General features: G+C 40.8%; 15 protein-coding genes. 12 read left to right on the plus strand and 3 right to left on the minus strand.

Annotated elements, in window-relative coordinates:
* Positions 1 to 82 precede the first annotated feature (82 nt).
* Positions 83 to 508, plus strand: coding sequence for an SP_0198 family lipoprotein (locus tag QM382_RS06320; RefSeq protein ID WP_414272807.1), 426 nt, complete (start codon positions 83 to 85; stop codon positions 506 to 508).
* Between the two features lie 131 nt (positions 509 to 639).
* Here the strand turns inward: QM382_RS06320 and QM382_RS06325 are convergent, their stop codons facing one another.
* Complete coding sequence (locus QM382_RS06325; protein ID WP_414272808.1) at positions 640 to 1,452, minus strand: Cof-type HAD-IIB family hydrolase; 813 nt, start codon at positions 1,450 to 1,452, stop codon at positions 640 to 642.
* Between the two features lie 196 nt (positions 1,453 to 1,648).
* Between QM382_RS06325 and QM382_RS06330 the strand changes: the two genes are divergently transcribed.
* The 6 genes from QM382_RS06330 to recA all read left to right on the plus strand — a co-directional run bounded on the left by QM382_RS06330 (position 1,649) and on the right by recA (position 7,694).
* A complete protein-coding gene (locus QM382_RS06330; protein WP_195183424.1) occupies positions 1,649 to 3,070 on the plus strand; it encodes an NCS2 family permease in 1,422 nt (473 codons plus the stop codon).
* Positions 3,071 to 3,158: 88 nt separating this feature from the next.
* Positions 3,159 to 3,602 (plus strand): tRNA (adenosine(37)-N6)-threonylcarbamoyltransferase complex ATPase subunit type 1 TsaE, encoded by a 444-nt coding sequence (tsaE, locus tag QM382_RS06335; RefSeq protein ID WP_251937505.1) that lies wholly within the window; start codon positions 3,159 to 3,161, stop codon positions 3,600 to 3,602.
* A complete protein-coding gene (locus tag QM382_RS06340) occupies positions 3,592 to 4,113 on the plus strand; it encodes an N-acetyltransferase family protein (protein ID WP_414272809.1) in 522 nt (173 codons plus the stop codon). Before tsaE ends, QM382_RS06340 begins: the two co-directional genes overlap by 11 nt.
* A 4-nt stretch (positions 4,114 to 4,117) precedes the next feature.
* On the plus strand, positions 4,118 to 5,158 hold the full coding sequence (gene brpA / locus QM382_RS06345; protein WP_263394286.1) for a biofilm formation/cell division transcriptional regulator BrpA: 1,041 nt from the start codon (positions 4,118 to 4,120) through the stop codon (positions 5,156 to 5,158).
* 76 nt (positions 5,159 to 5,234) lie between these two features.
* The gene (locus QM382_RS06350) at positions 5,235 to 6,491 is read left to right on the plus strand and encodes a competence/damage-inducible protein A (RefSeq protein WP_414272810.1); all 1,257 of its coding nucleotides are present in this window, start codon (positions 5,235 to 5,237) and stop codon (positions 6,489 to 6,491) included.
* A gap of 54 nt (positions 6,492 to 6,545) precedes the next feature.
* On the plus strand, positions 6,546 to 7,694 hold the full coding sequence (gene recA / locus QM382_RS06355) for a recombinase RecA (RefSeq protein ID WP_414272811.1): 1,149 nt from the start codon (positions 6,546 to 6,548) through the stop codon (positions 7,692 to 7,694).
* Positions 7,695 to 7,738: 44 nt separating this feature from the next.
* Here recA and QM382_RS06360 read toward each other — a convergent pair whose 3' ends face one another.
* Positions 7,739 to 8,293, minus strand: a complete 555-nt coding sequence (locus QM382_RS06360) for a GNAT family N-acetyltransferase (RefSeq protein WP_414272812.1) — start codon at positions 8,291 to 8,293, stop codon at positions 7,739 to 7,741.
* A 108-nt stretch (positions 8,294 to 8,401) separates the two neighbouring features.
* Between QM382_RS06360 and QM382_RS06365 the strand changes: the two genes are divergently transcribed.
* Both QM382_RS06365 and QM382_RS06370 read left to right on the plus strand, forming a co-directional pair.
* A complete protein-coding gene (locus QM382_RS06365; RefSeq protein ID WP_414272813.1) occupies positions 8,402 to 9,772 on the plus strand; it encodes an MATE family efflux transporter in 1,371 nt (456 codons plus the stop codon).
* 97 nt (positions 9,773 to 9,869) lie between these two features.
* Complete coding sequence (locus QM382_RS06370) at positions 9,870 to 10,586, plus strand: YebC/PmpR family DNA-binding transcriptional regulator (protein WP_006146163.1); 717 nt, start codon at positions 9,870 to 9,872, stop codon at positions 10,584 to 10,586.
* Between the two features lie 44 nt (positions 10,587 to 10,630).
* On the opposite strand, the gene QM382_RS06375 is transcribed toward QM382_RS06370, so the two are convergent.
* Positions 10,631 to 11,314, minus strand: coding sequence for a hypothetical protein (locus QM382_RS06375; protein ID WP_414254120.1), 684 nt, complete (start codon positions 11,312 to 11,314; stop codon positions 10,631 to 10,633).
* A 208-nt stretch (positions 11,315 to 11,522) separates the two neighbouring features.
* Between QM382_RS06375 and QM382_RS06380 the strand changes: the two genes are divergently transcribed.
* The 3 genes from QM382_RS06380 to QM382_RS06390 are packed head-to-tail and all read left to right on the plus strand — an operon-like array spanning position 11,523 to position 15,487.
* Positions 11,523 to 11,984, plus strand: a complete 462-nt coding sequence (locus QM382_RS06380) for a MarR family winged helix-turn-helix transcriptional regulator (protein ID WP_214262628.1) — start codon at positions 11,523 to 11,525, stop codon at positions 11,982 to 11,984.
* Positions 11,968 to 13,737: an ABC transporter ATP-binding protein gene (locus QM382_RS06385; protein ID WP_414254119.1), complete on the plus strand. Its 1,770-nt coding sequence runs from the start codon at positions 11,968 to 11,970 to the stop codon at positions 13,735 to 13,737. The genes QM382_RS06380 and QM382_RS06385 overlap by 17 nt, the downstream gene beginning before the upstream one ends.
* Positions 13,727 to 15,487 carry an ABC transporter ATP-binding protein gene (locus tag QM382_RS06390; protein ID WP_414254118.1) on the plus strand — a complete coding sequence of 587 codons (1,761 nt, stop codon included), beginning with the start codon at positions 13,727 to 13,729 and terminating at the stop codon, positions 15,485 to 15,487. Before QM382_RS06385 ends, QM382_RS06390 begins: the two co-directional genes overlap by 11 nt.
* Positions 15,488 to 15,574 lie beyond the last annotated feature (87 nt).

Below are 15,574 nucleotides of genomic sequence, written 5' to 3' on the forward strand. Positions count from 1 at the left end.
CCTATCTTTATTTGTTATAGTAAAGGTGTGGTGGCTCGGCAGGGTTATTCTGATTTTAAGCCACTAAAAGAAAGGAGCCATCATGTCACTAAAAAAATTCACACTTTCTCTTGCTTCTTTGGCAAGTCTTAGTCTCTTAGTTGCATGTTCGCCAAAAGAGCAGGCAGCTCCTTCAACTCAAGCAAGTACTAGTACGGAAGTAACGACTACTCAGTCAGCAGAAACGACTGTTTCTAGTTCGACTGTTAGCTCAGTAACTAACATTGATGGGACCTATAAAGGGCAAGATGAGGGAGATAGCATTACTCTCGTAGTTACTGGTAATACTGGAATATGGACAGAAGTAGAACCTGATGGCGACCAGGAAATTAAGAAGGTAACTTTTGAACCTGAAAGTCAGAAAGTCATCATCGGAGATGACGTCAAGATTTATGTAGCTGAGGAGAATCAAATAATCATCGATAACATGGATCGTGAGGTTTCAGACCGTATTGTTTTAAAAAAATAAATATTTTTAAGGATTTGGATCTAGGTAAAACAGATTCAAATCTTTTTTATTAATTTTATATGAAAAAAGTTCCATACTTTAAGGGTTGTTTTACCCAAAAGTATAGAACTGTTGAAATAGCAGTCATGGTTTTAGAGAAATCGTTCTTGTAAAAAGTGGGCGACACCATCTTCTTCATTGGTCAATGGTAATTGCTCGTCTGCAAAAGGTAACAGTGCAGGATTAGCATTTTTCATGGCATATCCTCTACCTGCAAAGGAGAGCATTTCTTGGTCATTGTGTTCGTCACCAAAGGCAATCAGGTTCTGTCTGTCTATATTCATGACATTTAGAAGGTATTCAAGGGCAAAGGCCTTGTGAACACCTTTTGGAGTACATTCAAGAATGTTCAAAGGGCCACCCCAAGTGTTAATATTGAGTTGATGCTTGTAAAAACTGTTCATCTCTTCTGCTAGTGCATATTTATCATCTGCCCTAGTTTGTAATAAAATACAGTTAGGCCCCTTAGTCACTAAGTCAGACTTGAATTGATTTTCAGGGCGAAAGTTTTCAACACCAAACAATTTAGGATCGGCAATTTCCTTGTCCGGTGCTGTAATGTAAAACTTTTTACGGTATTCACCTGCGATAAAGTCTGCTTCAATCTCCTCTTTTCGTTTCACGATATCCAAGAGATATTTTTTGTCCACAGTAAGGCATTTTTCATGTTGCCAAGTCCTACCAGGTAGGTGAGTGAGCGAACCGTTAAAGTTAATCATAGGAGTCTCAAGTTCAAGTTGGTCATAAAAATCTTTGGCCATACGATATGGGCGACCGGTTGCGATAACCACATGGTGACCTTTCTTAGAAATTTTTTTAATGGTTTCTTTTGTAAAGTCAGAGAGTTTGCTTTCTCCATTAAGTAAGGTACCGTCTAAGTCCACGGCAATCATTTTTTTAGTCATAAAATCCTCCCGAATTTGGTTTCAGATAAGATGTTTCCTATTATATCAAAAAGCTGAAAGAAAAGCTGACTATAAGCAAAAATAAGAAGAATTATATCCTCTAAGAATTTTTAAAAATAGGAAAAACAGCTTGAAAATATGAATGATTGATGATATAATAGACATATTGTTCGTAAAATGACAAAGGAGATTAAAAATGGACAAATTATTTAAACTAAAAGAGCACGGGACAGATGTCCGTACAGAGGTTCTTGCTGGTTTAACAACTTTCTTTGCAATGAGTTATATTCTCTTTGTAAACCCTCAAATGCTTTCACAAACAGGAATGCCTGTTCAGGGTGTATTCTTAGCAACAATCATCGGTTCTGTTGTGGGAACTTTGATGATGGCCTTCTATGCTAACTTGCCATATGCTCAAGCCCCAGGTATGGGACTTAACGCCTTCTTTACCTTTACAGTCGTATTTGGAATGGGTTATACTTGGAAAGAAGCTCTTGGGATGGTCTTCATCTGTGGAGTTATTTCACTGATTATTACATTGACCAATGTTCGTAAAATGATCATTGAGTCTATTCCTACAACACTTCGTTCAGCAATTTCAGCTGGTATTGGTGTTTTCCTTGCTTATGTTGGTATCAAGAATGCTGGCCTTTTGAAATTCTCAATTGACCCCGGTACTTATACTGTAGCAGGTGAAGGAGCAGATAAGGCTCAAGCGGCTCTTACTGCAAACTCAGCAGCTGTTCCAGGTTTGGTAGATTTCAATACTCCAGCTGTATTAGTAGCTCTTGCAGGTCTTGCTATTACGATCTTCTTTGTTGTTAAAGGTATCAAAGGTGGGATCATCCTTTCTATCTTAACAACGACAGTCCTTGCTATTGCGGTTGGTCTTGTTAATTTGTCAGGAATCGATTTTGCTAGCAACAATCTTTCAGCAGCAGTTAACGACCTTGGAACTTTATTTGGTGCAGCCCTTGGTTCAGAAGGTTTGGGTTCTCTGATTTCAAATACTTCACGTTTACCTGAAACCTTGATGGCTATTCTTGCCTTCTCATTGACTGATATTTTTGATACAATTGGTACTCTTATCGGTACAGGTGAAAAAGTTGGTATCATCGCTACAAGTGGTGAGAACAATGAATCAGCTAAATTGGATAAGGCTCTATATTCTGACTTGGTGGCGACATCAGTTGGTGCCATTGCAGGTACTTCAAACGTTACAACTTATATTGAGTCAGCAGCAGGGATCGGTGCTGGTGGACGTACTGGATTGACAGCCTTAGTTGTTGCTATCTGTTTTGCCCTATCAAGCTTCTTTAGCCCACTTCTAGCGATTGTTCCTTCAGCTGCGACAGCACCAATTTTGATTATTGTCGGAATTATGATGCTCTCTAACTTGAAAAATATCCCTTGGGACGATATGTCAGAAGCAGTTCCAGCCTTCTTCACTTCTATCTTTATGGGATTCAGCTACTCAATCACACAAGGGATTGCCGTTGGTTTCTTGACTTATACTTTGACAAAGATTGTTAAAGGTCAAATCAAAGAAGTGCATGTCATGATTTGGATTTTGGATGCTTTGTTCATCTTGAACTACATTAGCATGGCTCTTAACTAATGATTAAACCTAAAAAAAGATGGAGGAAACTCCTCTTTTTTTATTAGTGGAGATATCACAAAAGAAAACTTTTTGGTATAATAGTAGCATGCACACAAAAAATGAAGATGAACTCATTGCTCTTGGACAAGAGCTCGGCTCTCTGCTAGAGAAAAATGATGTATTGATTTTGACTGGTGAATTAGGTGCTGGAAAAACCACATTAACAAAAGGTCTAGCTAAAGGACTAGGGATTCATCAAATGATCAAAAGTCCTACTTATACCATTGTTCGAGAATATGAAGGACGCCTACCCTTATATCACTTGGATGTTTACCGCATCGAAGGAGATGCAGATTCAATCGACCTTGATGAATTTCTTTTTGGTTCAGGTGTAACGGTTATTGAGTGGGGGCACCTATTAGGCGAGGCTCTCCCATCAGACTATCTCGAATTAGAAATTCTAAAAAATGATGAGGGGCGCGAAATTGTCTTTCATGCTCATGGTCAACGAGCGACAGAACTTTTGAAGAGGCTTACGAATGGAGTATGATTTATTAATTCGTGAAGCAGAAGTTGAGGATGCTACAGAACTTATTGCACTTTTGGATCAGATTGGTCATGAGTCTAGTTTTACCAGTCTGGATGAAAATGGAATTGCAATGAGTGAATCCGAAATGCAGCGTTTTATTGATAAGCAGGACCAGTCGGATAATCAGATTACTTTACTAGCTTATTTGAATGAAGAATTGGCAGGAGTGATCAATATAACGGCTGATCAACGTCCGCGAGTGCGGCATATTGGGGATATCTTTTTGGGTATCAAAAAAGCCTATTGGGGAAATGGTCTCGGTAGTATCTTGATGGAAGAAGCTATTGAGTGGGCCCAATCTAGCGGAAGTATTCGACGTTTACAATTGACAGTTCAAAAACGAAATCTGGCAGCTGTTCATCTATATAAAAAGCTGGGCTTCATCATTGAAGGCCAGCAGGAACGCGGCGCTTGTATAGAAGGAGGAGAGTTTCTTGATGTTTACCTGATGGGTCGACTGATAGACGAATAAATATATGGTAAAAAAAATAATCGGAATGTTTTTAGGCTTTGTTCTTGTGACAGTGCTTGGTGTGGGAGCTTATGCCTATACTATCTACCAACAAAGTACACAGACTTTAGCCAAAACCTATAAACAAATCGGAGAAGAAACCAAGGTTATCGAGGCAACTGAACCATTGACAATCCTATTGATGGGGGTAGATACGGGGAATGTTGAACGTACAGACCCATGGGCAGGAAATAGTGATTCAATGATTTTGGTAACAGTGAATCCTAAAACCAAGAAAGTCGTTATGATGAGTTTGGAACGTGATATTCTGACACAAATCCAACAACCAGATGGTAGTGTTAGAGAAGCTAAACTCAACGCTGCCTATGCTGATGGTGGGGCAGAGCTTGCCATTTCGACCATTCAAAAAATGATGAATATCCATATCGACCGCTATGTGATGGTCAATATGCACGGTCTTCAAAGAATGGTTGATGCTGTCGGAGGTATTACAGTAAACAACACTCTAGGTTTCCCTATCTCTATTCAAGACCAAGAGCCGTTTAATACGATTTCTATCGGTGTTGGAGAGCAAACATTAAATGGTGAAGAGGCTCTGGTGTATTCACGCATGCGCTATCAGGATCCAGAGGGAGACTACGGCCGTCAGAAACGTCAGCGCGAGGTCATTCAAAAGATTGTCGAAAAAATCCTTAGTTTGAATAGTGTCAGCCACTACCAAGAAATTTTGAAGGCTCTTAGTGATAACATGCAAACCAATATTGAGATTACAACAACAACAATTCCTCAGTTGATGGGCTATCAGGATTCCTTTAAGAATATTGAGTCTCAGCAATTGCGCGGAGAAGATGCAATGATTGACGGAATATCTTACCAAATCGTGACATCTGAGCATATGTTAGAGATGCAAAATCTTTTACGCCGTTCATTAGACAAACCAGAAGTTACCGAGTTGGAGACAAATGCAGTTTTGTATGAAAATATTTATGGGCGTTTGCCACAAACGACTGGTTCTGTTATAGAGCAAGGACAACAAGAACAATAAGAAATGAATATTAAAATCGTAGGAATTTTCCTGCGATTTTTTCAAAGAAATCCGAATAGATAGGTAGGAGGAAAAAATGAAAGCGGAAATAATAGCTGTTGGGACAGAGATTCTAACAGGTCAAATTGTCAATACCAATGCACAGTATTTATCTGAAAAGTTGGCTGAAATCGGTGTGGATGTCTACTTTCAGACGGCTGTCGGAGATAATGAATTTCGACTCTTATCCTTGTTGGAGATTGCTCAGAAGCGTAGTGATTTGGTTATCCTAACAGGAGGATTGGGACCAACAGAGGATGATTTGACCAAACAAACCTTGGCCCAGTTTCTAGGGCGTGGTTTAACTTTTGATGCGCAAGCGCAGGCTAAACTAGATGACTTTTTTGCTCATCGCCCAGACTATGCTCGAACTCCAAATAATGAACGTCAGGCGCAAATCGTTCAGGGTTCGACCCCGCTACCGAATGAAATAGGACTAGCAGTCGGAGGCATGGTTGAAGTGGCTGGCGTGACTTACGTTGTCCTACCAGGTCCGCCAAGTGAACTGAAACCCATGGTTTTAAATGAACTGCTGCCAAGATTGACAACTAGAGCTAAATTGTACTCACGTGTCCTACGTTTCTTTGGTATTGGAGAGAGTCAGCTTGTGACGATTTTGTCAGATTTGATTGAAGGGCAGACAGACCCAACCTTAGCGCCTTATGCAAAAACGGGAGAAGTGACTCTGCGTTTGTCTACCAAGGCTACTAGTCAAGAAGAAGCAAGAAAATCTTTAGATCGTCTTGAGGTTCAAATTCTTGCCCGCCAGACTTTTGAAGGTGTTGCTTTAAAGGATATCTGCTATGGCTATGGTGAGGAAACGAGTCTATCCAGCGTAGTTGTTGAGGAGTTGAAAAAGCAGCATAAAACCATAACAGCTGCAGAAAGCTTGACAGCAGGGCTTTTCCAATCAACTTTGGCAGACTTTTCGGGAGTGTCAGCTATCTTTAAAGGTGGCTTTGTCACTTATAGCATGGAAGAAAAGGCTAAGATGTTAGATATTCCACAAGCAGAGTTGGAAGAACATGGAGTCGTGTCAGCATTTACAGCGGAAAAAATGGCGGAGCAAGCACGATTTAAAACCCAGTCGGACTTTGGAGTTTCCTTGACAGGTGTGGCTGGTCCGGATAGTCTAGAAGGGCATCCTGCAGGTACAGTTTTTATCGGCTTGTCTCAAGCATCAGGCACAGAAGTTGTTCAGGTCAATATAGCTGGAAGAAGCCGAGCAGATGTTCGTAAAATTGCAGTTATGCATGCTTTTAACTTGGTTCGCAAAGCTTTATTAAGTGACTGACTTTTGATATAATAGAAGAAGGTTCTAAGAATTATAAAAATATAGGAGAACAAAATGGCGAAAAAACCAACAAAAAAATTAGATGAAATCGGCAAAAAATTTGGAGCTGATCGTGAAAAAGCCTTGAACGATGCCCTTAAATTGATTGAAAAAGACTTCGGTAAGGGTTCAATCATGCGTTTAGGTGAACGTGCCGAGCAAAAAGTACAAGTGATGAGTTCAGGTTCTTTGGCCCTGGATATTGCACTCGGTTCAGGTGGTTATCCAAAGGGACGTATCATCGAAATCTACGGTCCAGAGTCATCAGGTAAGACAACGGTTGCCCTTCACGCTGTAGCACAAGCACAAAAAGAAGGTGGAATTGCAGCCTTTATCGATGCGGAACACGCTCTTGATCCAGCCTATGCAGCAGCTCTTGGAGTGAACATTGACGAATTGCTTTTGTCACAACCAGACTCAGGTGAGCAAGGTCTTGAAATTGCAGGGAAATTGATCGACTCAGGTGCAGTTGACCTTGTTGTTATCGACTCTGTTGCAGCCCTTGTTCCTCGTGCGGAAATCGATGGGGATATCGGAGATAGCCACGTTGGTCTTCAAGCTCGTATGATGAGTCAGGCTATGCGTAAACTGGGTGCGTCTATCAATAAGACAAAGACAATTGCTATCTTTATCAACCAGTTACGTGAAAAAGTAGGGGTTATGTTCGGAAATCCAGAAACAACTCCTGGTGGACGCGCCCTTAAATTCTATGCTTCTGTCCGTTTGGATGTGCGTGGAAGCACACAAATCAAGGGAACTGGTGACCAAAAAGACACCAACGTCGGTAAAGAAACTAAAATCAAAGTTGTGAAAAACAAGGTGGCTCCACCGTTCAAAGAAGCTCTTGTTGAAATCATGTACGGTGAAGGTATTTCTAGAACTGGCGAACTCTTGAAGATTGCTAGTGATTTGGATATTATCCAAAAAGCAGGTGCTTGGTACTCATACAAGGGTGAAAAAATCGGACAAGGTTCTGAGAATGCTAAGAAATACTTGGCAGATCACCCAGAAATCTTTGATGAAATTGATCACCAAGTTCGTGTTCAATATGGTTTAATTGAAGAGGAAGAAGGTTCTAAAGCAAGTGCAGCAACTGATGCAGATTCTAACCAAGAAGTAACACTTGATTTGGGCGACGCTCTTGAAATCGAAATTGAAGAATAAAAAGAAAAGTAGCAGTAAAACTGCTACTTTTTGTTTCATGATGACTAGTGGTCACTAAAGCGTCGGTATTCGATACGAAAGTCGAAGTAGTTCTCTTCTTGCAATTTTTGAAAGATGTTCCGATAGGCCTCTTCATCAAAGTAGTCGCCACGATAGAGAATTTCGAAACTCATTCCCTCGTATTCCAAGAAGGCGTTGGCAGTTTTAAAGCCATTTTGTAAGTAAAAGTCCATGCGGGCTTTTCTTTGTTCGAGATTGTCACAGTCTTCGTCTAATCGCTCCACTTCAAGAATCATGGTACGCTGGTAAAAATCAATGAGTTTTTCAATGATTTTTCTCCCGTATCCATGGCTACGGAGATGGGGCATAATGGCAAAGAAGCTAATGTAGAAAGCTTTTTGATTAGAAATGGCAAAAGCGAAACCGACAAATTCTTCTTCGTTATAAAAGGCAAAAAAGTGGGCGTCATCTCTATCCTGGTAACTTAAAAATTCCTCCAAAGAGACGCGTTCTTCTTCAGGGAAGGCTTCCTTGTTTAATTGTTCAACTTTGTCAAGGTCTGGGAATACATCTGTAATTAACTGGCTTGTTAAGCTCATACATACCCTCCTTTTCTGTCACGATTATACCAGATTGTTTCTATCTAGGCAACGCTTTCTTAACGAAACTCCCTTGTTCCCCTACTTGAAAGCTGATATAATAGCCTTATGAATAAAAAATCAACGGTGGACCTGATTCATGGTCCTATCCTTCCTTCACTGATTAGTTTTGCATTACCGATTTTACTGTCCAACATCTTTCAGCAACTATACAATACAGCTGATATTTTGATTGTTGGGCGTTTTTTAGGACAAAATTCCTTGGCGGCAGTCGGAGCTACGACAGCTATTTTTGATTTGATTATTGGATTTGCTCTCGGGGTCGGAAATGGGATGGGAGTCGTTATTGCTCGTCTTTATGGTGCTCGTAATTTTGCAAAGATTAAGGAAGCTGTCGCAGCGACTTGGATTTTAGGTGCAATTCTGAGTGGTCTTGTGATGCTGATGGGTTTCTTCGGTCTTTATCCGCTCTTACAATATCTCGAAACACCTGCAGAAATCCTCCCCCAATCCTATGAATACATCTCAATGATTGTTAGCTGCGTGGGAGTTAGCTTTGCCTATAATCTCTTTGCAGGATTACTACGCTCGATTGGTGATAGCCTTGCAGCGCTTGCCTTTCTTATCTTTTCAGCCATTGTTAACGTCATTCTAGATTTATATTTTATTACACAACTGCAGTTGGGGGTTCAGTCTGCAGGTCTTGCAACTATCATCTCGCAAGGTTTGTCCGCTATTCTCTGTTATTCCTATATCCGAAAGAGTGTTCCAGAGCTCCTTCCAGGCTTGAAGCACTTCAAATGGAACAAGGCTCTCTATATTGATCTCTTGGAACAAGGTCTAGCCATGGGCTTGATGGGGTCAATTGTCTCTATCGGAAGCGTCATCCTGCAATCCTCTGTTAATGGCTTTGGAGCAGTGATTATCAGCGCCCAAACGGCAGCGCGTAGAATCATGGCCTTTGCCTTATTGCCAATGACAGCTATTTCGGCTTCGATGACGACTTTTATCTCTCAAAACTTTGGAGCGAAACGTCCCGAACGTATCGTTCAAGGTCTTCGTATAGGGAGTTATTTGAGTATGTCTTGGGCGACCTTTGCTTGTGTGTTCCTATTTTTTGCAAGTCCTAGCCTAGTTTCTTTCCTAGCAAGTTCGACAGACGCTTACTTGATTGAAAATGGGGCTTTGTATCTACGTATCAGTTCAGTATTCTATCCGTTTTTGAGTCTTTTATTGATTTATAGAAATAGCTTGCAGGGTCTCGGTCAAAAATTCTTGCCACTTGTATCAAGCTTTATCGAGTTTATCGGGAAAATTGTTTTCGTCGCTTGGATTATTCCTTGGGCAGGTTATACAGGTGTGATTCTATGTGAACCGCTACTTTGGCTTGTTATGACTGCCCAGCTTTATATTTCGCTTTCCCAGCACCCTTGGATAAAAGAAGGCAAGAAAATATTGGCTGTTAGCGGGCAATCCTAGCTTCATTTATAAAAGAAAAATCCATTTCCTCTAGTGAAAATCGGATAGACTTGTGTTATAATAAGAAAGATTAAAATGTGAAAAAAGGAGATTCCAAATGGGACGTAAATGGGCCAATATCGTAGCTAAGAAAACGGCTAAAGATGGAGCTAACTCTAAAGTATATGCAAAATTTGGTGTAGAAATCTATGTGGCAGCTAAAAAAGGTGAACCAGATCCAGAACTAAACACTGCTTTGAAATTTGTTATCGATCGTGCTAAACAAGCGCAAGTGCCAAAACACGTGATTGATAAGGCTATCGATAAAGCAAAAGGAAACACAGACGAAACCTTTACAGAAGGTCGTTACGAAGGGTTCGGGCCAAATGGTTCTATGCTTATCGTGGATACCTTGACTTCAAACGTTAACCGTACAGCTGCCAATGTCCGTGCTGCTTTTGGTAAAAACGGTGGAAACATGGGGGCTTCAGGTTCTGTATCTTACCTCTTTGACAACAAAGGTGTTATCGTCTTTGCAGGTGATGATGCTGATGCTATCTTTGAACTCTTGCTTGAAGCAGATGTCGATGTAGATGATGTAGAAGCAGAAGAAGGAACAATCACTGTTTATACAGCTCCAACTGACCTTCACAAGGCTATTGTGGCTTTGCGTGAATCTGGTATCGAAGAATTCCAAGTGACAGAACTTGAGATGATTCCTCAATCAGAAGTTGAGTTGTCAGGTGAAGATTTGGAAACATTCGAAAAACTATACAGCGTACTTGAAGACGACGAAGACGTACAAAAGATCTATACCAATGTAGATGGATTCTAACAGAAAAGCGAACAGCTATCAAGCCTGTTCGCTTTTTAGTTATATTAGACTTTCACTCCATCATCAGTTTGCGCTGTTCTGTCTAATCCTAGGGCAAATTTACGGATGAGAAGAAATTGTCCGTTTTCCTGTTTTACGAAAGTCAGTACAACTGTCTTAGTATTAGAACCGAGTGAGACATAGGAGATTTTTTTAATCTCATAGTCGCCTGAAGTTGACTCAATTTCAGAATCTGGCTGTCCATGCTTGCTGATGATATCTTTGTAGTTGGAGCCGCCTTTTCCTCGATTCGAGGTGTCACCTTCGATCAAAGCATCGAATTGCTCCTGGGTCCAAGCGAAGGAATCGGTATCTTCCGTATCCTCTTGATCATTATCCTCATCTGATCTATAATCTGGCAATTTTCCAAATTCCTCATCTTCTGTTAAAGAGGTTAGACTTCTGTAGGGGTGACGAAAGTTTTTAGCCAAGTCAGTAAAAACACCAGAAGGTAATACTTGCGTCATTAAGACAAGGAAAATAGATAGAATACCTAGGCTCGTTCCGATAATAGCCAATATTTTACGATTTTTGAGATTACGGCCGATACCAAAAACTCCTAGGACTATAGCGATAATGGCAAAGAAAAAGGCTAGTACGCTAATGGTTGGCAACCAGGAATCAAGAAGCGCGAGCATCCCCAAGATGATGGCTATGATTCCTAAGATTTTCTCTTCTTTTTGTTTCATTTGTAAGTTTCTCATTTCTAGTCAGGCTTGAATCTTATCTGTGTAAGATAGTGTTTATTATAGATAAAATAAGCCCTAATGTCAATTTTAAATAAAATAGTTCTCCTGGGAACTTTTTTTCTTGACATCCTATTTGAAAGTGATAAAATAGTTCTCATGAAAACCAATTGGTTCTCGTGGGAACTATTTTGTTTAGAAGGGGGAAATCATGGATAAACCGATGTTGGTCTTTAAACGTTTCGGCCATCAACTTCACCTGATGGTAAAAAAAGAAGCCAAACGTTGTGGTATTGAAGTCATGGGTGGACCGCAAGGTCAGGTTCTTCGTTTTTTAGATCGTCGTGAGCAGGATCAAGAATTGACGCTTATCAAGGATATTGAACAAGAACTCAATGTCACCAAGTCAGTTGCCAGCAATTTAGTGAAGCGCATGGTGCAAAATGGTTTGGTGGAGTTGGAGGCGAGTCCAAGTGATAAACGGGCAAAATTTGTTCATTTGACTGAAAAATCTCGCTCTCAAATGAAGCAGGTCAAGTCTTTCTTTGAACGAATTGACCGCAGTTTACTCGATGGAGTATCTGAAGAAAAACTAGCTATTTTTGAGGAAGTCATGGCTCAATTACAAGCCAATGTAGAAAAAATAGGAGGGGAAGATGAAAAAACTCGCTAAGCGTATCACAGGAAAAGAGTGGGGAATGATTCTCTTGACTGTCCTCTTTACCTGTTTTTCGGTCTATCTAGAGTTAGAAGTACCGACTTACATTTCAGAAATTACAGAATTGATTGGAACTCCAGGTACGGATATGGGTGCACTTTGGTCACCAGCCATTAAGATGATAGGCTTGTCTCTACTTGCTTTTCTGTCATCCGTTACTGTTGGATTTTTTGCTGCTCGCGTTGCAGCGTCTTACACAACTCATTTACGAAGCGATATTTTTCATCGTGTTCTAGATTTCTCGCAGACAGAGATTAAACGTTTTTCAATCCCAAGTCTCTTGACTCGGACGACTAATGATATCACGCAGATTCAAATGCTCTTTACTATGGGGCTCCAGGTAGTCACTCGTGGGCCTATTATGGCTATCTGGGCCATTGGAAAAATCCTTGGCAAATCTGAATACTGGCTCTGGGCAGTAGTGGTGGCTGTTATCGTCAATGTTCTGATGACAACAGTTCTCATGACTCTGGCCTTTCCAAAACAATCTGTCATCCAGAAATTGACAGATAAACTCAATAGTATTACTCGTGAAAGCTTGACAGGGATTCGAGTGGTTCGTGCTTACAATGCTGAAGATTATCAAGATAAAAAATTCGAAGCAGCCAACGATGAAGTCACTCGTCTCAATCTCTTTGTCAACCGATTGATGGCTATTATGAATCCCATTATGATGGCGATTTCGAGTGGCTTGAGTCTAGCTATTTACTGGATTGGTGCCTATATCATCAATGATGCTAGCCTGACAGACCGTCTACCACTCTTTAGTGATATGGTGGTCTTCATGTCTTATGCCATGCAGGTCGTGATGGGATTCTTGCTTATGGGTGCTCTCTTTATCGTCCTTCCTCGTACCTTGGTTTCTGCAGGACGTATCAATCAAGTGCTAGACTTGTATTCTTCTATTGAAAATCCTAGTCAACCACAGACGGCAGATTCATCTATTCAAGGTCAAGTGGAATATCGTGACGTAACCTTCCGCTATTCTAAAAACTCAGAAGCAGTTGTAGAACATGTCAGCTTCAAGGCAGAAGCAGGACAAACCATTGCCTTTATCGGTTCAACTGGTTCTGGTAAATCTACGCTTGTGAACCTCTTGCCTCGTTTTTATGATGTATCAGATGGGGAAATCCTAGTAGACGGTGTCAATGTACAGAACTATGACTTGGAAGATTTACGGAATAAAGTCGGCTATATCCCACAAAAAGCTGTTCTCTTCTCAGGAGATGTCAAGGGGAATCTAGACTTTGGTAAGAGTCCGGAAACTCCGCTAAGCGAGACTGCTATGTGGCAAGCTCTTGAGTTGGCCCAGTCTAAAAACTTTATCGAAGATAAGGAAGCAGGTCTAGCTTCAGAAGTGGCTCAAGGTGGGACTAACTTCTCAGGAGGTCAAAGACAACGTTTGGCTATTGCGCGTGCCTTGGCTCGTAAACCAGAAATTCTCATTTTTGATGATTCATTCTCGGCCTTGGACTACAAGACTGACCGTATCTTACGCCAAGAACTAGCTGAAAAAACGCAATCTATGACCAAGTTGATCGTTGCCCAACGTATTTCAACCATCATGGATGCTGACTTGATCTTAGTCTTAGATCAGGGTAAAGTCGTGGGGCAAGGCACCCACAAAGAACTTCTTGCTACTAATGAAGTTTACCAAGAAATTGCCTATTCACAACTATCGAAGGAGGAATTGGAACATGGAAAATAAGAAGATGTCCTTTTGGAAACAATATAAACCTTTTCTAGCAGGTCTCCAACTTCCTCTACTAGTTGCAGTTGTGGCTGCTGTATGTTCAAGTATTATCACTGTTTATGGACCAACTAAGATTAAGGAAATCACCAACTTGATTTCAGATGGTTTGGCTACAGAAATCGATTTGGTAGCTGTGTCTAGCATCGCCAGCTTTTTGGCTGTTTTGTATGTGCTTGGTGCCATTCTCAACTATACTCAAGCCTATATCTTTTCAACGAGTATCCAACATTTTTCAAAACGCTTGCGGACAGCTATCGCTGAAAAAATTAACCGTCTGCCACTTGCTTATTTTGACCGTCATTCTCAAGGAGATACTCTCTCTCGTGTAACCAATGACGTCGATACGGCAGCTCAGTCCCTCAACCAAAGTCTGGGAACAGTTCTATCAGCTAGCTTTCTACTGATTGCTGTTTTGATTACCATGTTTGGCATGAACTGGATTTTGGCATTGGTAACAGTTGTTTCAACACTTGTAGGTTTTGCTGCTGTCTCAGTCATTATGGCTAAGTCACAAGGTTATTTTAAAGCTCAACAAAACAATCTAGCAGCTGTCAATGGTTATGTGGAAGAAATGTACTCAGGCCACAATGTTGTGACCAGCTATAACGCTGTGGATACTACTAAAGAAACATTCGCAGGATTGAATCAAGACCTACATGATAGTATTTGGAAATCTCAATTTATTTCTGGAATCATGATGCCAGCCATGATCTTTGTTGGGAACTTTAGCTATGTTTTGGTAATCATCGTCGGTGCAGTCCTAGCTCTTGAAGGACATATCAGTATTGGTATCATCGTAGCCTTCATGGTTTATGTTCGTACCTTCTCTCAACCCTTATCACAAATTGCCCAAGGGATTACCAGCTTGCAACAAGCCAGTGCAGCTATGACTCGTGTATTTGAGTTTCTAGGAGAAGCTGAGATGGAAGATGAATCTCATAAGGAAACACAATTGATTGATACGAAAGGTGAAGTAGTTTTTGATCAAGTTTCCTTTGGTTACACACCTGAGCGAACCATCATTCATGACTTTTCTGCGACAGCTCATGCAGGGCAAAAGATTGCCATTGTTGGACCAACCGGAGCTGGGAAGACGACTATTGTTAATCTTTTGATGAAATTTTATGAGATTGATAAAGGAAGCATTCGCATTGATGGTGTGGATACCAAGAAGATGAAACGTTCAGAAGTGCACGATGCCTTTTCAATGGTCTTGCAGGATACTTGGCTCTTTGAAGGAACCATTCGTGATAATCTCATCTACAACCAAACAGGGATTAGTGATGAACGAATGATTGAAGCAGCAAAAGCAGTAGGAATCCACCACTTTATCATGACTCTACCAGATGGCTACGATACTGTTTTAGATGATACAGTGACCTTGTCAGTCGGACAGAAACAGCTCTTAACCATTGCTCGTGCCCTTCTCAAAGATGCACCGCTCTTGATTCTTGATGAAGCGACATCTTCAGTCGACACACGTACAGAGGAGTTGATTCAGAAAGCCATGGACCGTTTGATGGAGGGACGCACCTCCTTTGTCATCGCCCATCGCTTGTCAACTATCCGTAATGCCGATTTGATTTTGGTTATGAAGGATGGAAATATCATCGAGCAAGGCAATCATGAGGAACTTATGGCTCAGGGTGGTTTCTATGCTGACCTCTACAATAGTCAATTTACAGAAGATGAAGTAGAAGAATAAAACCAAAGAAGGCTTGACGGCCTTCTTTTTCTGCACTATACTAGAGTAGGAGAAGCTAGTAGGCTTCTTGTGTAAAATCTAAAAATA

Origin of the sequence: Streptococcus infantis (assembly GCF_047465185.1) — a bacterium.
Lineage (GTDB): Bacteria > Bacillota > Bacilli > Lactobacillales > Streptococcaceae > Streptococcus > Streptococcus infantis_O.